This is a genomic window from Cronobacter sakazakii (genome assembly GCF_000982825.1).
In the GTDB taxonomy this organism is placed as follows: domain Bacteria; phylum Pseudomonadota; class Gammaproteobacteria; order Enterobacterales; family Enterobacteriaceae; genus Cronobacter; species Cronobacter sakazakii.
The window spans coordinates 4,209,176-4,226,129 of the sequence record NZ_CP011047.1; the positions used below are offsets into that span (position 1 = coordinate 4,209,176).

At 59.1% G+C, this 16,954-nt stretch carries 13 protein-coding genes; 3 read left to right on the plus strand and 10 right to left on the minus strand.

Annotated features, from left to right (window positions below):
• Positions 1–96 precede the first annotated feature (96 nt).
• The gene (locus CSK29544_RS20005; protein WP_007891944.1) at positions 97–897 is read left to right on the plus strand and encodes a TraB/GumN family protein; all 801 of its coding nucleotides are present in this window, start codon (positions 97–99) and stop codon (positions 895–897) included.
• Between the two features lie 201 nt (positions 898–1,098).
• Positions 1,099–1,578 (plus strand): Cys-tRNA(Pro)/Cys-tRNA(Cys) deacylase YbaK, encoded by a 480-nt coding sequence (ybaK, locus tag CSK29544_RS20010; RefSeq protein WP_007891943.1) that lies wholly within the window; start codon positions 1,099–1,101, stop codon positions 1,576–1,578.
• A gap of 1 nt (position 1,579) precedes the next feature.
• On the opposite strand, the gene ushA is transcribed toward ybaK, so the two are convergent.
• Positions 1,580–3,232, minus strand: a complete 1,653-nt coding sequence (gene ushA / locus CSK29544_RS20015) for a bifunctional UDP-sugar hydrolase/5'-nucleotidase UshA (RefSeq protein WP_007891941.1) — start codon at positions 3,230–3,232, stop codon at positions 1,580–1,582.
• 520 nt (positions 3,233–3,752) lie between these two features.
• Between ushA and ybaL the strand changes: the two genes are divergently transcribed.
• Positions 3,753–5,435 carry a YbaL family putative K(+) efflux transporter gene (ybaL, locus tag CSK29544_RS20020; RefSeq protein WP_007891940.1) on the plus strand — a complete coding sequence of 561 codons (1,683 nt, stop codon included), beginning with the start codon at positions 3,753–3,755 and terminating at the stop codon, positions 5,433–5,435.
• Positions 5,436–5,900: 465 nt separating this feature from the next.
• Here ybaL and CSK29544_RS20025 read toward each other — a convergent pair whose 3' ends face one another.
• The 9 genes from CSK29544_RS20025 to CSK29544_RS20065 all read right to left on the minus strand — a co-directional run bounded on the left by CSK29544_RS20025 (position 5,901) and on the right by CSK29544_RS20065 (position 16,946).
• Positions 5,901–7,205 (minus strand): inosine/guanosine kinase, encoded by a 1,305-nt coding sequence (locus tag CSK29544_RS20025; RefSeq protein WP_004387930.1) that lies wholly within the window; start codon positions 7,203–7,205, stop codon positions 5,901–5,903.
• A gap of 63 nt (positions 7,206–7,268) precedes the next feature.
• A complete protein-coding gene (gene hemH / locus CSK29544_RS20030) occupies positions 7,269–8,231 on the minus strand; it encodes a ferrochelatase (protein WP_029039165.1) in 963 nt (320 codons plus the stop codon).
• 120 nt (positions 8,232–8,351) lie between these two features.
• Positions 8,352–9,506 carry a glycerate kinase gene (locus tag CSK29544_RS20035; RefSeq protein WP_007891938.1) on the minus strand — a complete coding sequence of 385 codons (1,155 nt, stop codon included), beginning with the start codon at positions 9,504–9,506 and terminating at the stop codon, positions 8,352–8,354.
• Between the two features lie 10 nt (positions 9,507–9,516).
• Positions 9,517–10,782, minus strand: coding sequence for a GntP family permease (locus CSK29544_RS20040; protein ID WP_004385034.1), 1,266 nt, complete (start codon positions 10,780–10,782; stop codon positions 9,517–9,519).
• Positions 10,783–10,902: 120 nt separating this feature from the next.
• Positions 10,903–12,036 (minus strand): sugar diacid recognition domain-containing protein, encoded by a 1,134-nt coding sequence (locus CSK29544_RS20045; RefSeq protein ID WP_007891937.1) that lies wholly within the window; start codon positions 12,034–12,036, stop codon positions 10,903–10,905.
• Between the two features lie 134 nt (positions 12,037–12,170).
• On the minus strand, positions 12,171–12,815 hold the full coding sequence (gene adk / locus CSK29544_RS20050) for an adenylate kinase (protein WP_007891936.1): 645 nt from the start codon (positions 12,813–12,815) through the stop codon (positions 12,171–12,173).
• A 333-nt stretch (positions 12,816–13,148) separates the two neighbouring features.
• Entirely contained in the window at positions 13,149–15,023 is a 1,875-nt protein-coding gene (gene htpG, locus CSK29544_RS20055; RefSeq protein ID WP_029039164.1) for a molecular chaperone HtpG, read from the minus strand.
• Positions 15,024–15,180: 157 nt separating this feature from the next.
• Positions 15,181–15,786 carry a recombination mediator RecR gene (gene recR, locus CSK29544_RS20060; protein WP_004386895.1) on the minus strand — a complete coding sequence of 202 codons (606 nt, stop codon included), beginning with the start codon at positions 15,784–15,786 and terminating at the stop codon, positions 15,181–15,183.
• A gap of 74 nt (positions 15,787–15,860) precedes the next feature.
• Positions 15,861–16,946: a type 1 fimbrial protein gene (locus tag CSK29544_RS20065; protein WP_007891933.1), complete on the minus strand. Its 1,086-nt coding sequence runs from the start codon at positions 16,944–16,946 to the stop codon at positions 15,861–15,863.
• Between the last annotated feature and the right edge of the window lie 8 nt (positions 16,947–16,954).

A 16,954-nucleotide genomic window follows, 5' to 3' on the forward strand; every position in this document is an offset into this window, starting at 1 on the left:
GCCGGTGAACTTTCCGCCCGGAGGGTTTGAGCCCCTCTCGTTTGCACCCGCCCCGCCCGCGCGTTAGCATGGCTTTTTACATCAGGGGAAGTGGTTATGGGCCTGTTACGTCGTCTGCGCACCTGGTTTGACACGCTGCGCCCCGGTTATCCGTGGCCGGCGGTGGATATTACGCTGCCCGGCGGGCGCTACCTGCACCTGGTCGGCAGCATTCATATGGGCACCGCGGATATGGCGCCGCTCCCCGCGCGGCTGGTGGAAAAACTGCGGCGCGCCGACGCGCTGATTGTCGAAGCCGATATTCGCGGCGATAGCTCGCCCTTTGGCGATCAGCCGCCCTGCCCGCCGCTCGGCGAGCGTCTCGACGAGGCGCTGTTTCTCCAGCTTGAAAAACTTATCGACGATCTGGCGCTGCCGCTCTCCCGGCTCGATACGCTGCCGCTCTGGCAGGTGGCGCTGATTTTACAGGCGCACCAGGCGCAGCGCCTCGGCCTGCGGCCCGATTTCGGCATCGATTATCAGCTCTTAAACGCCGCGCAGACGCACCAGGTGAAAGTGAGCGAACTGGAGGGCGCACAGAGTCAGGTGGAGCTGCTGCGTCGCCTGCCGCAGGACGGTCTGGCGCTGCTTGAAGACACACTGACCCACTGGCACACCAACGCGCGTCTGTTGCAGATTATGATGGGCTGGTGGATGGCGCGTCCGCCCGAGGCGGCAGGCAGCGTCGCGCTGCCGAACACGTTCAGCGCCGAGCTTGGCGATATGCTGATGCAGCAGCGTAACCGGCAGTGGCATCACTACCTGCTCTCGCTGCCGCCGGGGCGTTACGTGGTCGCCGTCGGCGCGCTGCATCTTTACGGCGAAGATAACCTGCCGGCGATGTTTCGCGCCTCTTAAAAAGAAGGCCAGTATCGCTACTGGCCCGTCAAAGAGGAACTTTTCGTTATTGTCGTTATGCCGCCCGCGACGGCGGACGGTTGCGGCGATTGTCGCGCAAACCATCCACGCTGCCAATATAATCCCGCAAGCTGATACAATTTTTTCGCCCCTGTCTGGCGCTATGCTGTGCCGACAGGTCACAGAAATGGGAAAGGAAACATGACGCCCGCAGTTAATCTACTCGAAAAAAATAAGATAGCTTTTACGCTGCATGCCTATGAGCACGACCCGAATGAAACCAACTTCGGCGATGAAGTGGTGCGCAAGCTCGGCCTTAATGCAGAGCAGGTCTATAAAACGCTGCTGGTGGCGGTGAATGGCGATATGAAACATCTGGCCGTCGCCGTCACGCCGGTGGCCACACAGCTGGATTTGAAAAAGGTCGCGAAAGCGCTCGGCGCCAAGAAAGTGGAAATGGCGGACCCGATGATAGCGCAGCGCACCACCGGGTATCTGGTAGGCGGCATCAGCCCGCTCGGGCAGAAAAAGCGCCTGCCGACGCTGATTGACGCGCCCGCCCGCGACTTCCCGACCATTTATATCTCCGGCGGCAAGCGCGGGCTGGATATCGAACTGGCGGCGGCGGATTTAGCGACGCTGCTGAACGCGCAGTTCGCCGATATCGCCCGCCGCGACTGAGTTACTGCCAGCTCACTTCGCCTTTCGGCTCAAAGGCGTTTACATCCAGCGGCGAACTCTGCTGGATGTACTGCTTCAGCACTTCAGCATCCACAAAACCGGTATTCACGTAACCCGGCTTTTTATCGATGGGCGGATAACCGTCGCCGCCCGTCGCGTTAAAGCTGAGCGTCGCCATACGGTAGGTTTTCGCCGGATCGACCGGCTCGCCTTTGATTTTGACATCATTCAGCGTGCCGCCCGAGGCCGTAAAGCTTACGTTGGCGAACTGCGGATACGCGCCGGAATCCGGTTTTTTCTGCGCGACAGCGGTCAGGTACTCCAACACCTCTTTACCCGTCATATCGACATACACCAGCGTATTGCCGAACGGCTGGACCTTGAGCACGTCTTTATAGGTAATATCGCCGCCTTCGATGGAATCACGAATGCCGCCGCCGCTCATGACCGCGAAATCCGCGCCGGTGCGGGCTATCTGGGCGTTAAGAATTAAGTGGCCCATGCTGGTCTGCACAAAACGCACTTTGCTGCGATCGCCTTCAAGCCGCCCGTTGACGCTGCCGATTTTGACCATCAGCTGCGCCTGGCCCTTTTTCTGGAATGGCGTCAGCAGCGAGAGCATCTGCGGATTCTCCGGGATCTGCGGCGTGTAGAGCACGCGCTCGGTCTGGCCGTTATCCCACGTTACTTTTTTCTTCAGGTTGATGGGGATGAGCTGATAGCGCACCAGCTTCATTTCGCCATTGCGGAACTGGAAATCCGCGCGGCCGACATATTTGCCCCACTCATGCGCCTGTACAATCCAGGTGCCGTTCTGCCGATCCGGCGCGCACGGCGTGCCCGGCACGTAATCCACCTGTTTTTTATTCTCTGACGCCATACAGACCGGATCTTGTGAGTGACCGCCCACAATCATCGTCAGCGCGCCTGCCGGCAGCGCGCGCGCCAGCTCGACATCCCCCGGCGCGTTAGAGCCGTGGTCGCCGTTATCGTAATGACCCATATGGGTCGCGGCGATGATGACGTCCGGTTTTTCATTCTGCTGCAATTCCTGAATCACCAGCTTCGCTTCGTCGGCAGGCTTGCGGAATTCGATATCGGTGAAATATTCCGGATTGCCGATTTTCGCGGTGTCGTCGGTCGTTAACCCGATCACCGCGATTTTAATGCCCTGCGGTTTGAAAATCGCCCAGGGTTTAAAGAGGCGCTCATTGGTGCTTTTCTGATAGATGTTGGCGGAGAGCAGCGGGAATTTGGCCCACTTTTCCTGCTGGCGCAGCACGCTCAGCGGGTTGTCGAACTCATGGTTGCCGACGGCCATCGCGTCATAACCAATCAGATTCATACCGCGAAAATCGGGCTCGGCGTCCTGTAAGTCAGATTCCGGCACGCCGGTGTTGATATCGCCGCCGGAGAGCAACAGCACGCTGCCGCCCTGCGCGGTGACTTCACGCCGTACGCTGTCCACCAGCGTCTTCTGCGCCGCCAGACCATATTCGCCATATTCGTTGCGCCAGAAATGACCGTGATGATCGTTGGTGTGCAAAATGGTGATGTTATACGTTTTATCCTGCTCCCAGGCGAATGCCCCGCCGCTCAGCAGGCTAAGCCCCGCCAGCAGCGCGACAGCCAACCCTTTTCTGGCTAACCCCATGACAACTCTCCCTATCCTTAACGTGAATGCTGAAATTACAGCGCCTGCCGAACATACTCAACTTTGTTTTCAGATTTGCGACTTTCCTCAAAACCACAGCGTAACGGCAAGCAAGGTTTATGCCTTGTTACAAAAGCGGCGATTTAATGCCTCACAAACAAAAAAAGGGCTCTGCACGGCAAATTCACTGAATTGCTATCACCTTACGTTCATCTTCTCGTCAAAAAAGCGCCATTTTTCATCTGGGGAGCGTTATCAAAGCGTCGTTTACTTTTTCCTTTCGTAAAACACGTACTTTTGTCAGTGAAAGCACAAAATGGCCCGACCTGTTATCCGCATATCTTCTCGGTTTGTTCCTGATAATATGGATTTCTGCGTCTGGTTCGCATTTTTTGCGCTTAATGAGAGATTTAAGAAAGTTTTCGCTAATAAACTGCCCCGCGCTGCCGAAAATTGTCATAAACTGTTACGAGTTGCACGTAAAACATCCGGTGTATCACATTCAACGAAAGGAGACGGAATGCATCACGCCACACCGCTTATCACCACACTTGTCGGTGGCCTTGTTCTGGCCTTTATTCTCGGTATGCTCGCCAACCGGCTGCGTATCTCACCGCTGGTGGGATACCTGCTCGCAGGCGTGGTGGCCGGGCCGTTTACGCCCGGTTTTGTCGCGGATACAAAGCTTGCGCCGGAGCTGGCGGAGCTTGGCGTGATCCTGCTGATGTTCGGCGTGGGTCTGCATTTTTCTCTGAAGGATCTGATGGCGGTAAAGTCTATCGCCATTCCCGGCGCGATTTTGCAGATAGCCGTGGCGACGCTGCTGGGTGTCGGGCTCTCCACCTTCCTCGGCTGGTCGCTGATGACCGGCATCGTGTTCGGCCTATGTCTCTCCACCGCCAGTACCGTGGTGCTGCTGCGCGCGCTTGAAGAGCGGCAGTTGATAGAGAGCCAGCGCGGGCAGATAGCCATCGGCTGGCTTATCGTCGAAGACCTGGTGATGGTGCTGACGCTGGTGCTGCTGCCCGCCGTCGCCGGGATGCTGGAGAAAGGCGATCTCGGTCTTGCGACCCTGAGCCTGGATATGGGCATTACGCTTGGCAAAGTCATTGCGTTTATCGCGCTGATGATGCTGGTGGGCCGCCGCCTGGTGCCGTGGATCCTGGCGCGCAGCGCCGCCACCGGCTCGCGGGAGCTGTTTACGCTTGCGGTGCTGGCGCTGGCGCTCGGCATTGCCTTCGGCGCGGTCGAGCTGTTTGACGTCTCATTCGCGCTGGGCGCATTCTTCGCAGGCATGGTACTGAACGAATCGGAGCTAAGCCACCGCGCCGCGCACGATACGCTGCCGCTGCGCGATGCGTTCGCGGTGCTGTTTTTCGTCTCGGTCGGGATGCTGTTCGACCCGATGATTCTGATTCAGCAACCGCTGGCGGTGCTGTGTACGCTGCTGATTATCCTGTTCGGCAAATCGATCGCCGCGTTTGCGCTGGTGAAACTGTTCGGCCACTCGCGCCGCACCGCGCTGACGATTGCGGTGAGCCTCGCGCAGATTGGTGAATTCGCGTTTATCCTGGCCGGGCTTGGCATGGCGCTGGATCTGCTGCCGCAGGACGGGCAGAACCTGGTGCTGGCGGGCGCGATCCTGTCCATCATGCTTAACCCGGTGCTGTTTGTGCTGCTGGAGCGTTTCCTGTCGCGCCACGACGAGCTGGAGGAGCAGACGCTGGAAGAGGCGATGGAAGAGGAACAGCAGAACCCGGTGGATATCTGCAATCATGCGCTGCTGGTGGGTTATGGCCGCGTCGGCAGCCTGCTTGGCGAGAAGCTTATCGCCGAGGGCATTCCGCTGGTGGTGGTGGAAACCTCGCGCACCCGCGTCGAGGCATTGCGCGAGCGCGGCGTTCGCGCGGTGCTTGGCAATGCCGCCAACGAGCAGACGATGACGCTGGCGCATCTCGACTGCGCGCGCTGGCTGCTGTTGACCATCCCGAACGGTTATGAAGCCGGTGAAATCGTCGCTGCCGCGCGTGAGAAGCGCCCGGATATCGAAATCATCGCCCGCGCGCATTATGACGACGAGGTGGATTACATCACCGAGCGCGGCGCGAATGAGGTGGTGATGGGCGAGCGGGAAATCGCAAGCACGATGCTGCGTATGCTCGATAAGCCCGAGCAGGCGCAGGAGATTTTGAGCCACAGTTGATGGGCGGGAAGGCGTGCGTGACGGTGAAAAAGGTGGGTGCGGCTGCGCCTTACCCATCCTACAAAAACCAGGCCGTTTAACCGCAGGGCGGGTAAGCGTTAGCGCGCCCGCAATAACGTTAACGGTTAACGTCTTCAGAAAAAAAGGTGGGTGCGGCTTTGCCTTACCCACCCTACAAAACCAGGCCGTTAACCGTAGGGCGGGTAAGCGTGAGCGCACCCGCCATAACGTTAACGGTTAACGTCTCCAGAAAAAAAGGTGGGTGCGGCTTTGCCTTACCCACCCTACAAAAAGCCAGGCCGTTAACCGTAGGACGGGTAAGCGTTAGCGCACCCGCCATAACATTAACGGTTATCGTCTCCAGAAAAAAAGGTGGGTGCGGCTGCGCCTTACCCACCCTACAAAAAACAGGCCGTTTAACCGTAGGGCGGGTAAGCGAATGCGCACCCGCCATAACGTTAACGGTTAACGCTCCCAGTACGCCTCTTCGAGGCTATCTTCGCGTTCCGGCAGACCGCGCGTCAGACGCGGCGAATGCTGGTTCAGCACCTGATAACTCACGCGGTTCGCGTATTTACATACCTGGGCCAGCGACGAATAGGTCAGCCAGGCGTATTTATGCTTGCTGGAGTTTGGCACGTTGGTACGGTGATAATTATTGGCGGTAATATCATGCAGCAGCGCCGCCAGCGCGCCGTCGCCGGCACCGTTGGTGTTCATTATCTTCTCCGGCCCGCCCATGTACGGGGCGATATGGGAGAAAATACGCAGCGGCTTTTCACAATCTTTAAAGCGCATCGCGCGGCTGAATTCATACTGGTTGAACTCGGCGATCGCGCCCGGCAGCAGCGGATGCTGGGTTTTGCGCTTGCCTTCCTCTTCGGTAAAGCCCGCCATATAGAGCCCGACCGGCCCGGCGGTGCAAAGCACCAGATCCACCCAGTCGAGCGCCTTATCAGACGCCAGCAGCGGATCGCTTTCGCCCGTCAGCGCCTCGCCCTCTTCTTCGTTCATTGCGAGAATCGACACGTGCTCTTTCAGGAAATCGCGCCACCACTGCGGGTTATCGGCAATCACATATTTGGTGCCGAGCGTCAGCACCACCGGCACGTTATGCTTTTTGGCGTAACGAATGGCGGTCATGGTGGCCTCCGGCATCGGCTCGCCGGGTTTGCAGCGCACCAGATAGGAGGTCAGCACCAGCGCCGACGCGCCGGCAATCACCTCTTCCGGGATGCTCTCAGGGCGCAGCTGGTTCATCTGGCCTGGGCTGATGGCGAAGGTGCGCTCGCCCTGCTCGCTTATCAGCGTGAAGCAGCGGCCAATCGCGCCGTCGACGCCCTGGAGATAGTTCAGATCGGTACGGCTTGAGGTGTTACAGAGATAACGGTAGGCGTAGCTGCCAATCTGCACGTTATTACACATGACGCCCAGCAGCACCGAGCGGTCGTCCGCCAGTACGGAGTAGTTGTGCATCGTGTTACCAATGGTGCCACCGGCAAACTGATGGGTGATGAGATTTTCACGCACCAGCTCCTGATACAGCGCTTCGGCGACATCGTCTTCAATCACCAGCGAATGGCCGAGACTCAGCCCGTAGCGTTCGATAAAGGCGTCATCCACGCGGGCTTCGATATCCACCAGCGTCTGGTCGATACCCACCACCCAAGAGGCGCTGACATCGGATTCAGGTTGAATTTGTTGCAGGAGCGGATCGCGGTCGCTGACGGGAAAATAGTGTTTGGACTTACGTTTGCCGGGAAATTTCATGGTATTGCGTGCGGGTAGCTAATCAGGCGGGGAATGGTAGCACACTCCCCGCCCCGCGCGCGATTAACGGTAACGGTCGACCAGCTCCTTCATCATCGCGATATGCGCAGGCTCATCATTAAGTGCCGGAATGTATTCGTACTTTTCACCGCCCGCCTCGATAAAAATCTCGCGGTTCTGCTCGGCGATCTCTTCGAGCGTCTCCAGGCAATCCGAGGAGAAGCCCGGACACATCACCTGAATATGCTTCACGCCTTTCTCGCCCAGCATCTTCATGGTTTCGTCGGTGTACGGCGTCAGCCACGGCTCGCGGCCAAAGCGCGACTGAAAGGTCATCATCACTTTTTCCGGCGCGATGCCAAGCGCCGACACCAGCTCGCGCGTGGTGTCGCGGCAGCGCTGCGGATAATCGTCGCCTTCATCGGCGTAACGCTGCGGAATGCCGTGGTAAGAGAGCAGCAGCAGATCCGGCTCGCCATGTTTTTCAAACGAGCGCTGTACTGACTGCGCCAGCGCGCTGATGTAAGCCGGTTCGCAGGCGTAATCGCGAATAAGGGTCATGGACGGCAGCTTACGGTAGCGGGCGGTAATGCGCGCCAGCTCGTCCCATACCGCCGCCACGGTGGAGCAGGAGTATTGCGGATAGAGAGCGAGCACGATGATGTGATCGACATGCTGGTCGAGCAGCTTCTGCACGGCGCTGTCGAGCGACGGCTGGCCGTAGCTCATACCGAGCGCCACCGGCACATCGCCAAGCGCCGCGCTCAGCGCCTTCTCCTGGCGACGGCTGTAAACCATCAGCGGCGAGCCCTCTTCCATCCAGATGGACTTATAGAGTTTCGCCACGCGCGGCGAACGCAGCGGCAGAATGACGCCGCGCAGCAGCGGCCACCAGATAACGCGCGGCACATCCACGACGCGCCGGTCGCTCAAAAACTGTTTTAAATAACGCTTAACGGCAGCTGGCGTTGGCGCCTGCGGGGTGCCGAGATTGACTAATAAAACGCCGCTTTTTACTGACTGCATCACGGTTCCTCATTGATATCCGGCGCGAACGGTGCGCCTCAGGAGACCTGCCGCACCGCTGCGAATGAAAATCATTGTAACGTAAAAGTTATTTATCGGAACCGATAACAGCAAAAGGCGTTAGCGCCGGTTTTCGGCCAGATGCCAGAGCGCCGCCACGTTGCGGGCGGTGACGCGCAGATTGCGTTCAGCGTCATCCAGCGCCTCCTGAAGCGTGACGATGCGGTCAATCACCGAAAACGCGGCGTCGATGCCGTGCTCATGCACTATCTGATAATCGGGCGTCAGGCTACCCGCAATCGCCACCACCGGACGCTGAAACTGTTTCGCCACGCGCGCCACCCCGATCGGCGTTTTACCGTGAATGCTCTGGCTGTCGAGCCGCCCTTCACCGGTAATCACCAGATCCGCGTCGCGTACCGCCTGCGCAAGCCCGAGGGATTCAATAACAATCTCAATGCCGGGACGCAGCTCTGCGTTGAGCATGCCGAGCAGCGCGGCCCCCATGCCGCCCGCCGCGCCCGCCCCCGGCGCGCTGATAATCGCTTTGCCCGTCGCGGCTTCGAGCTGTTCGCCGAAGCGCCTGAGCGCGGCGTCCAGCTCTGTCACCATGGCAGGCGTGGCACCTTTTTGCGGCCCAAACACCGCCGACGCGCCCTTCTCACCGCACAGCGGGTTATCGACGTCGCAGGCGGCGGTCACGCTGACCTGCGCGAGGCGCGGGTCGAGTGCCGAGAGATCAAGCCGTTCCAGCCTGGCCAGCGCCGCACCGCCGGGTGCCAGCTCACGCCCTTCGCCATCGAGAAACCGCGCGCCCAGCGCCTGCATCATGCCCGCGCCGCCATCGTTGGTGGCGCTGCCGCCGATGCCGATGATAATCGCCTTCACGCCCCGCTCCAGCGCCGCGAGGATAAGCTCGCCGGTGCCGTAACTCGTGGTGATGCGCGGATCGCGCTGCGCGGTTGGCACCAGATGCAGACCGGAAGCCGCCGCCATTTCCACCACCGCCGTTTCACCGTCGCCCAGCAGGCCGAAAAAACTGTCGACTTTGTTGCCGAGCGGCGCGGTCACCGGCGTGGTGATGATCTGCCCGCCGGTCGCGGCGACCATCGCCTCGACGGTGCCTTCGCCGCCGTCCGCCATCGGCACGCAGACGTAGTGCGCCTGCGGGTAGATTTCACGAAAGCCCGCTTCGATAGCCCTGGCGACATCCATTGCGCTCAGGCTTTCCTTAAATGAATCCGGTGCGATAACGATTTTTTTCAGGGTTGTCATAGTTTATTCCTTAAGCAGCAACACCCAGTACGCCGAACATCAGCGCTGAAATGGTGGCAATGGTGAAGCCCACCAGCGTTTCATACGGTAAGAGTTTAAGTCGTTCATGCACGGTCATCCCGACGCTGCCGCCGGTCGCGTGGAAAAAGCTGCCGTGCGGCAGGTGATCGAGCACCGTCGCGCCCGCGTGGATCATCGCCGCCCCGGCAATGCCGCTGACGCCAAGCTCCAGCAGCGTGTGGCTGAAGACGGCGGACGCCACGGCGGTGCCTGCGGTGGTGGAGGCCGTTGCCATCGACATAAGCGTGCCGGAGAGCGGTGCCAGCAGCCACGCGGGCAGCCCGGTGTGGGTCAGCGTGTCGATAAGCACATCTTTAAGCCCCGAATTGGCGATGATGCCCGCCAGCGCCCCGGTGCCGAGCAGCATAATGGCGACCGGCGCCATGCGGCTTAACCCTGAGACCATAAACGTATTGCACTGGCGCAGCCGCCCCATCAGCAGCGCGCCCGCAAGCCCGCCGGCCGGAAGCGCGATTAACGGGTCAACGGCGATGCCCGCGATCGGGCGCAACGACAACAACAGAATCGCTACCAGCGGCGCGCTGATGGCCGCGGCGAAACCCGGACGCGGGCCGGTATCCTGTACCGGTAGCTCTTGCTCGGTGACCCGGCTGCCTTTGTTGCTTAAGCGGTTCGCCAGAAAACAGGCCATCGCCAGACCAAACAGCCCCGGAATGACGCCCGCGAGCATTACGGAGGTGAGCGGCACATGGAAGTTATCCGCCGCGGCGATGGTATTCGGGTTTGGCGACATCACGTTACCCGCTTTGCCGCCGCCAATCATGGCAAGCAGGATAGCGATACGCGAGATGCCCGCGCGCTGAGCGATAGAGAGGGCGATGGGCGCGACGGTGATCACCGCCACATCGATAAACACGCCGACCGCCGTCAGGATAAGCGTCGCGATGGCGAGCGCCAGCAGGCTGCGCTTCTCGCCGACCTTGCGCACGATGGTTTCCGCGATGGTGTGCGCCGCGCCGGACTCAATCAGCACGCCCGCCAGCACGCCCGCCGCCAGAATGCGCATCACCGCATTGGTGATGCCCTGCGCGCCTTCAATCATCAGGCTGACCGTATGGACGAGATCCGCGCCGCCGACCAGGCCGCCTGCCAGCGCGCCCGCCAGCATGCCGTAAGCCGGTGGCACTTTACGCAGAATTAATACAATCGCGACGACCAGCGCCGTCAGCGCGCCGAGAGTGGATACCGTTGTCATTATTGTTTTCTCTTTGAGGTAAGGGTCTGGACAACATAGCGTCGCGCCGCGGGGAAAGCCTGAGCGAAACCCACAAAGAAAGCGTGCTGCCGCCCGCCTGCGTTTGTGGGTTTCTACAAATTATGGTTGCGTCAGCATCCCGACATAAAGCTGGAGGCAGTCAGATAACTGGTTGATTTTAAGGCCGGTGATGGCCTCGATACGCTGTAGTCGGTAGCGTAGCGTATTAACGTGGATATGCAGCGCGCTCGCCGTCTGCGCCTGCTCACAGTTTCGGGAAAAATAGTGGCGCAGCGTCTGGCGCAATACGCCTTTATCATCGTGTTCCGCCAGCCTGCGCCAGGGCGCGCCCAGCTCTTCGGCGCGCCAGTCGTCACCGAGATCGCAAAGCAACGCCGCCAGCGGATTTTCATCATAAACCAGGGTTTTGTGGCGAAGCTTAAGACGGCGCGCCATCGACTGCGTGGCCCGCGCCGCGCGCAGCGAACGGGACGGCCCCGCGTCGCCGGGGTAAAAGCCGCCCAGGATCAACCGCACGTTAAACCGCCCCTGCCAGAGCGCATGCAGATGCTGCGCCTGGTGACGTTCCTGCTGCGGGCTCCACTGGCCGTTTTCCATGCTCGCCGGGCGCAGCATGACCATTTCGCTAAAGCCGGTCATGGCGAACATCGCGTCGCGCGCCTCGCGCTCAAGCTCTGCGAGCAGTTCGCGCATCTGTTGCGGGTTGCCGTCGCGCAGTTCGATTATCCACGCGATACGCGGCACCGAGAGCGCAACGCCAAGCCACGCGGCCATTGATTCACGCGCCTCTGTGTCGCCGCCGCCTGCCAGCAGTTGTAGCGTGAGTTCTTCACGATAACGCTTCTCCCACTGGTTTTGCTCAAGCAACGCCGCCTGCTCGACCATCAGCTCGGCCGCCATTTTTACCAGTTCGCCACAGGCGCGCACCTGCGAAGGCTCGCCGGAAATACCGATAACGCCAATCTGGCGCTGGCGAAAACAGAACGGCAGATTGATGCCAGGGCGCACGCCCTTCAGATGACGCGCGGTGGCGGCGTCTATCTCCACGACGCGGCTCTCGGCGAGCGCCAGCAGCGCCCCTTCGTGACGCTCCATCAGGCGCTGCGGATCGCCGGAGGCGATGATGACGCCGTGGCTGTCCATGACGTTAACCGGGTAGTCGATGATGCTCATGGCGCGCCGGACAATCAGCCGGGCGGTGGACTCATCCAGGAGCGGAGTCTGTCTGAACATGCGGGTTTCCTGTGTGTTGATCCGCAAACGTTATACGCCCTCAGGCAGGAAAATTTAAGGCGCAGGCGGCAAGGATGTGAGGCGCAGATAGCAAAACGCCGGGCAGAGCCCGGCGTTGGTCATATCTCTTCGGCTTAACCGAGGATTTTTTCCAGTTCGGCGCGCACGTCGCCAACGGCTTTGGTGCCGTCGACTTTGGCGTAACGGGTGTTGCCCGCTTCCGCTTCTTTGCGGTAGTAGCCGATCAGCGGCTCGGTCATCTCATGGTATTCCACCAGACGCTTACGCACGGTTTCTTCCTGATCGTCTTTACGAGTGGTCAGCGCTTCGCCGGTCACGTCGTCTTTGCCTTCCACTTTCGGCGGATTGAATTTGATGTGGTAAACGCGACCAGACGGCGCGTGAACGCGGCGGCCAACGATACGGTCAACAATCAGTTCATCCGGCACGTCGAATTCCAGCACGTAGTCAACGTTGATGCCCGCTTCCTTCATGGCGTCCGCCTGAGGAATGGTGCGCGGGAAACCGTCCAGCAGGAAACCGTTGCGGCAATCTTCCTGGGCGATACGCTCTTTGACCAGCGCAATCACCAGCTCGTCGGTAACCAGCTTGCCGGCGTCCATAATGTCTTTCGCCTGTTTACCCAGCTCAGAGCCAGATTTCACTGCCGCGCGCAGCATGTCACCGGTGGAGATTTGCGGAATGCCGTATTTCTCCATGATGAATTGTGCCTGAGTCCCCTTTCCTGCGCCCGGAGCGCCGAGCAGAATAATACGCATTGCGTAATTCTCCATACGTTTGCATTTTCACTACGTGATTGAAGCGAAAACCATACCATTAAAGGCGCTATGCCGACAACAAACGCGGCGGAGGGTGAATGGTTTCACCGGGGCGTGACGGGCAGAAAATGGCGTATGCGGTATAAAAAAGGCGGGCACGCGAGGTGTCCGCCTTTTTACCAGTGATGTAATGGGTGTGGGCGTTTGCGACGGTAAAGAGCGTTGCGCTGGCGGGTGCGCTTCGCTTACCCGCCCTACGTTATTACAACGCCCTCATTGTAGGGTGGGTAAGCGTTAGCGCACCCACCTTAACAAAACGCCCCTGACGCGCGATCAGGAGACCAGCAGCTGGTTCATACGACGGATAAACTGGTTAGGATCTTCCAGCGTTCCGCGCTCGGCGAACAGCGCCTGATCGAGCAGCAGCTCCACCCACTCTTTAAACTGCGCCTCGTCCTGAGTATCGGCGGTGCGTTTCACCAGCTGATGATCCGGGTTCAGCTCAAAAATGTATTTCACTTCCGGCACCGCCTGGCCCGCCGCGGCGAAAAGCTTCGCCATTTGCGTACTCATTTCGTCGTTGTCGGTGGTGACAATCGCTGGCGTGTCGGTCAGACGATGCGTCAGACGCACCTCTTTCACGCGATCGCCGAGCAGAGTTTTCACACGCTCAACAAACGGCTCCAGCGCTTTTTCCGCTTCTTTGGCGCTTTCGTCGACTTCATCCGCCAGTTTCTCCAGCGATTCGTCGGCTTTCGCCACAGACTGGAACGCTTTACCGTCAAACTCGGTGAGATAGCTCATCATCCATTCGTCGATGCGATCGGAAAGCAGCAGCACTTCGATGCCTTTCTTACGCAGCAGCTCCAGATGCGGGCTGCTCTTCGCGGCCGCGTAGCTGTCGGCGGTGATGTAGTAGATCTTCTCCTGCCCTTCTTTCATACGGGAGACATAATCTGCAAGCGACACGGTCTGCGCGGCGGAATCGGTATGCGTGGAGGCGAAACGCAGCAGTTTAGCGATCGCTTCCTGGTTAGCGCTGTCCTCCGCCGGGCCTTCTTTCAGCACCAGGCCGAACTGTTTCCAGAAGGTCTGGTATTTTTCAGCGTCATCTTTGGCGAGTTTATCCAGCATCTGCAACACGCGTTTGGTCAGCGCGCTGCGCAGGTTGCGGGTAATGGAGCTGTCCTGAAGAATCTCGCGCGATACGTTGAGCGGCAGATCGTTGGAGTCAATCAGGCCGCGCACAAAGCGCAGGTAGTTCGGCATGAACTGTTCGGCGTCGTCCATGATAAACACGCGCTGCACGTAGAGTTTCAGACCGTGTTTATGATCGCGGTTCCACATATCCCACGGCGCCTGGGACGGGATGTACAGCAGGCTGGTGTATTCCTGCTTCCCTTCCACGCGGTTGTGGCTCCAGGTCAGCGGATCGGTGAAGTCGTGCGCGATGTGTTTATAAAACTCTTTATATTCGTCGTCGCTGACTTCGCCTTTACTGCGGGTCCACAGCGCCTGTGCCTTGTTGATTTTCTCCCAGGAGACGATGGTTTCGCCGTCTTTCTCCTCGCGGGTTTCAATCTCAACCGGCAGCGCGATATGGTCGGAGTATTTGCTGATAATCGAGCGCACGCGCCAGTCGTTTAGGAACTCATCTTCGCCTTCGCGCAGGTGCAGCGTGATTTCGGTGCCGCGATCCGCTTTGCTGATATCCGCAACGGTATATTCGCCTTCGCCTTCTGATTCCCAGAACACCGCTTCATCGGCGCTGACGCCTGCCGCGCGGGTGCGCACAGTCACTTTATCGGCGACGATAAACGCCGAGTAGAAGCCCACGCCGAACTGGCCGATAAGCTGGCTGTCTTTCGCCTGGTCAGAGCCCATCGATTCAAGAAATGCTTTGGTGCCCGATTTCGCGATGGTACCGAGATGGTCGATGACTTCGTCGCGGGTCATCCCGATGCCGTTATCGGCGATGGTCAGGGTGCGTTTGTCTTTATCAAACGACACGCGCACGCGCAGATCGCCGTCGCCTTCATAGAGATCGGGGCTGGAAAGCGCACGGAAGCGCAGTTTGTCCGCGGCATCCGAGGCGTTGGAGATAAGCTCACGCAGGAAAATCTCTTTATTTGAATAGAGAGAATGGATCATCAGGTGCAGAAGCTGTTTGACCTCTGACTGAAAACCACGGGTCTCTTGTCCTTTCATAATGGTGATACCTCAACAAAACAGGCCACAGTGAACAAAAACGGTTGAGGCAGAGATGGGGATAGCGGAGAAATTTTTCAAGCGGCAGGCAAAGCGGGGAACGCTGACTGGTTAAAAGCCGCACAATGCGGCTTTCGGAAGTAGAATCGTTTGACGCTTAAAACGTCATTTTATGCCGCCCGGCAAGCGAGTGCGAAAGCGTGGTGCCGTCGACCATTTCGAGCTCGCCGCCCACCGGCACGCCGTGCGCGATACGGCTTGCGTCAACGCCATACTGGGCGCAGAGCTCGGCGATGTAATTGGCGGTCGCCTCGCCTTCCACCGTCGGGTTGGTCGCGAGAATAATCTCTTTTAACGGCTCGGCGGCGAGGCGCTGCTCCAGGCGATCAAGCCCGATATCGTCCGGGCCGATACCGTCGAGCGGCGAAAGATGGCCCATCAGTACGAAATAGCGGCCCGAGAACTGGCCGGTCTGCTCGATGGCGTGGATATCCGCCGGGCTTTCCACTACGCAAATCTGTCCGTTTTCCTGACGGCGCGGATTGGTGCAGATATTACATTTTTCCTGCTCGGTGAAGGTGCGGCAGTCGGCGCAGTGGCCTATCTCCGACATGGCGCGGGTCAGCGCCTGAGCAAGCCGCATCCCGCCGCTGCGATCGCGTTGCAGCAGCGTAAACGCCATGCGCTGCGCCGATTTCGGGCCCACGCCCGGCAGGCAGCGCAACGCTTCCATCAGTTGAGTCAGCAGAGGACTGGTCTGCATCAGTGAAATTCCTTAACCAAAAACAAAGCGTGTAGATTACCACTTGCGCCTTTATGCACGCACCCTAAACCTGCTTAGTTATAGGATAGCGTAAGCGTTCCGGCCGCGTTGGCTTTGCCAGGCGTGACCTCAGCGCCGGTTTTGTAGTAGTTGGCTGTAAAGAGCAGCGTTTCCGATGCGCCTGCGCCGCCGGGATTCGCCGGATCGGTAAAATAGCTGTAGCGCCGTTCCGCATCATAGGTGCGCTGAGACGTGAGCAGCGGGATCGGCGTGCCGATGGGGAGACCCGCTTTCCCGCTGTCGTAGCCGCCAGACGCGAGTTTCAGATTCAACTGAACGCCGACGCCGGTCGCCACGTCTGACGCGCCGGTATCCGAGAGCGCGATAACCGTATTATTCGCCGTGTCGCCGCTGGCCTGAGGCGCCTGGACTTCCAGCGTGACGTTGGTGCCCGGTTCGCACGAGAGCGTGACCGTTTTTTGCGCCTCGCCCACCTGTGAGTTGTTATCAAACGCTGCCGCGTCGATATCACCCATCACAAAATTCAGCGAGGCCGTGTCTGCGGTGCATCCCATCGCCTTTACATCCACCGCAGAGGAAGAGACATCAAGCTGCGAGGCGATATCGCCGTTCGAACTGATATTTTCGCGCTCGCGGAAATCCACGCGCGCCAGCGGGGATGGCAAAATCAGGCGGCCGCTGCTGATTTTCCCGCCCGTTGCCACCAGCTGTAAACGGTACGCGGAGCCATTTAGCGTATGGCTGCTGCCAAACAGGCTGCCGTCGCCATTGCGCCAGTCGTTATCAATAGTGGTTTCATCGTCATACGGCCCGGCCTGGTTGAGGGTAAATACGCGCACCCCAACGCCGTCCAGGTTGGTGGGGTAAATATGCCCGCCCAGCGAGTCGCCCGTTTGCGGCGCATTCAGATAGATAAAGCCAACAAAATAGCCCATGTTACAGTTATGTATCGTCACTTTATCATCGCTACCCGCAATATAACCGGAGTCATATAACACCGTATCTTGCGCATAAGAGCCGCTTTCCACCACGATATGCTCCGGCAAATGCACCGACGAGACGGAAATATCGTCACTGCGGTCACGCTGGCACGCGGCGTGGGTCGTGGTAGAAAGAAGCGAGAAAAAAAGCATGAACATCAAAACAG

Bases quoted from the DNA above. Each gene is read 5' to 3' on its own strand.
- CSK29544_RS20005 (WP_007891944.1), top strand. From the start codon at position 97: ATGGGCCTGTTACGTCGTCTGCGCACCTGGTTTGACACGCTGCGCCCC.
- ybaK (WP_007891943.1), top strand. From the start codon at position 1,099: ATGACGCCCGCAGTTAATCTACTCGAAAAAAATAAGATAGCTTTTACG.
- ushA (WP_007891941.1), bottom strand. From the start codon at position 3,232: ATGGGGTTAGCCAGAAAAGGGTTGGCTGTCGCGCTGCTGGCGGGGCTT.
- ybaL (WP_007891940.1), top strand. From the start codon at position 3,753: ATGCATCACGCCACACCGCTTATCACCACACTTGTCGGTGGCCTTGTT.
- CSK29544_RS20025 (WP_004387930.1), bottom strand. From the start codon at position 7,205: ATGAAATTTCCCGGCAAACGTAAGTCCAAACACTATTTTCCCGTCAGC.
- hemH (WP_029039165.1), bottom strand. From the start codon at position 8,231: ATGCAGTCAGTAAAAAGCGGCGTTTTATTAGTCAATCTCGGCACCCCG.
- CSK29544_RS20035 (WP_007891938.1), bottom strand. From the start codon at position 9,506: ATGACAACCCTGAAAAAAATCGTTATCGCACCGGATTCATTTAAGGAA.
- CSK29544_RS20040 (WP_004385034.1), bottom strand. From the start codon at position 10,782: ATGACAACGGTATCCACTCTCGGCGCGCTGACGGCGCTGGTCGTCGCG.
- CSK29544_RS20045 (WP_007891937.1), bottom strand. From the start codon at position 12,036: ATGTTCAGACAGACTCCGCTCCTGGATGAGTCCACCGCCCGGCTGATT.
- adk (WP_007891936.1), bottom strand. From the start codon at position 12,815: ATGCGTATTATTCTGCTCGGCGCTCCGGGCGCAGGAAAGGGGACTCAG.
- htpG (WP_029039164.1), bottom strand. From the start codon at position 15,023: ATGAAAGGACAAGAGACCCGTGGTTTTCAGTCAGAGGTCAAACAGCTT.
- recR (WP_004386895.1), bottom strand. From the start codon at position 15,786: ATGCAGACCAGTCCTCTGCTGACTCAACTGATGGAAGCGTTGCGCTGC.
- CSK29544_RS20065 (WP_007891933.1), bottom strand. From the start codon at position 16,946: ATGTTCATGCTTTTTTTCTCGCTTCTTTCTACCACGACCCACGCCGCG.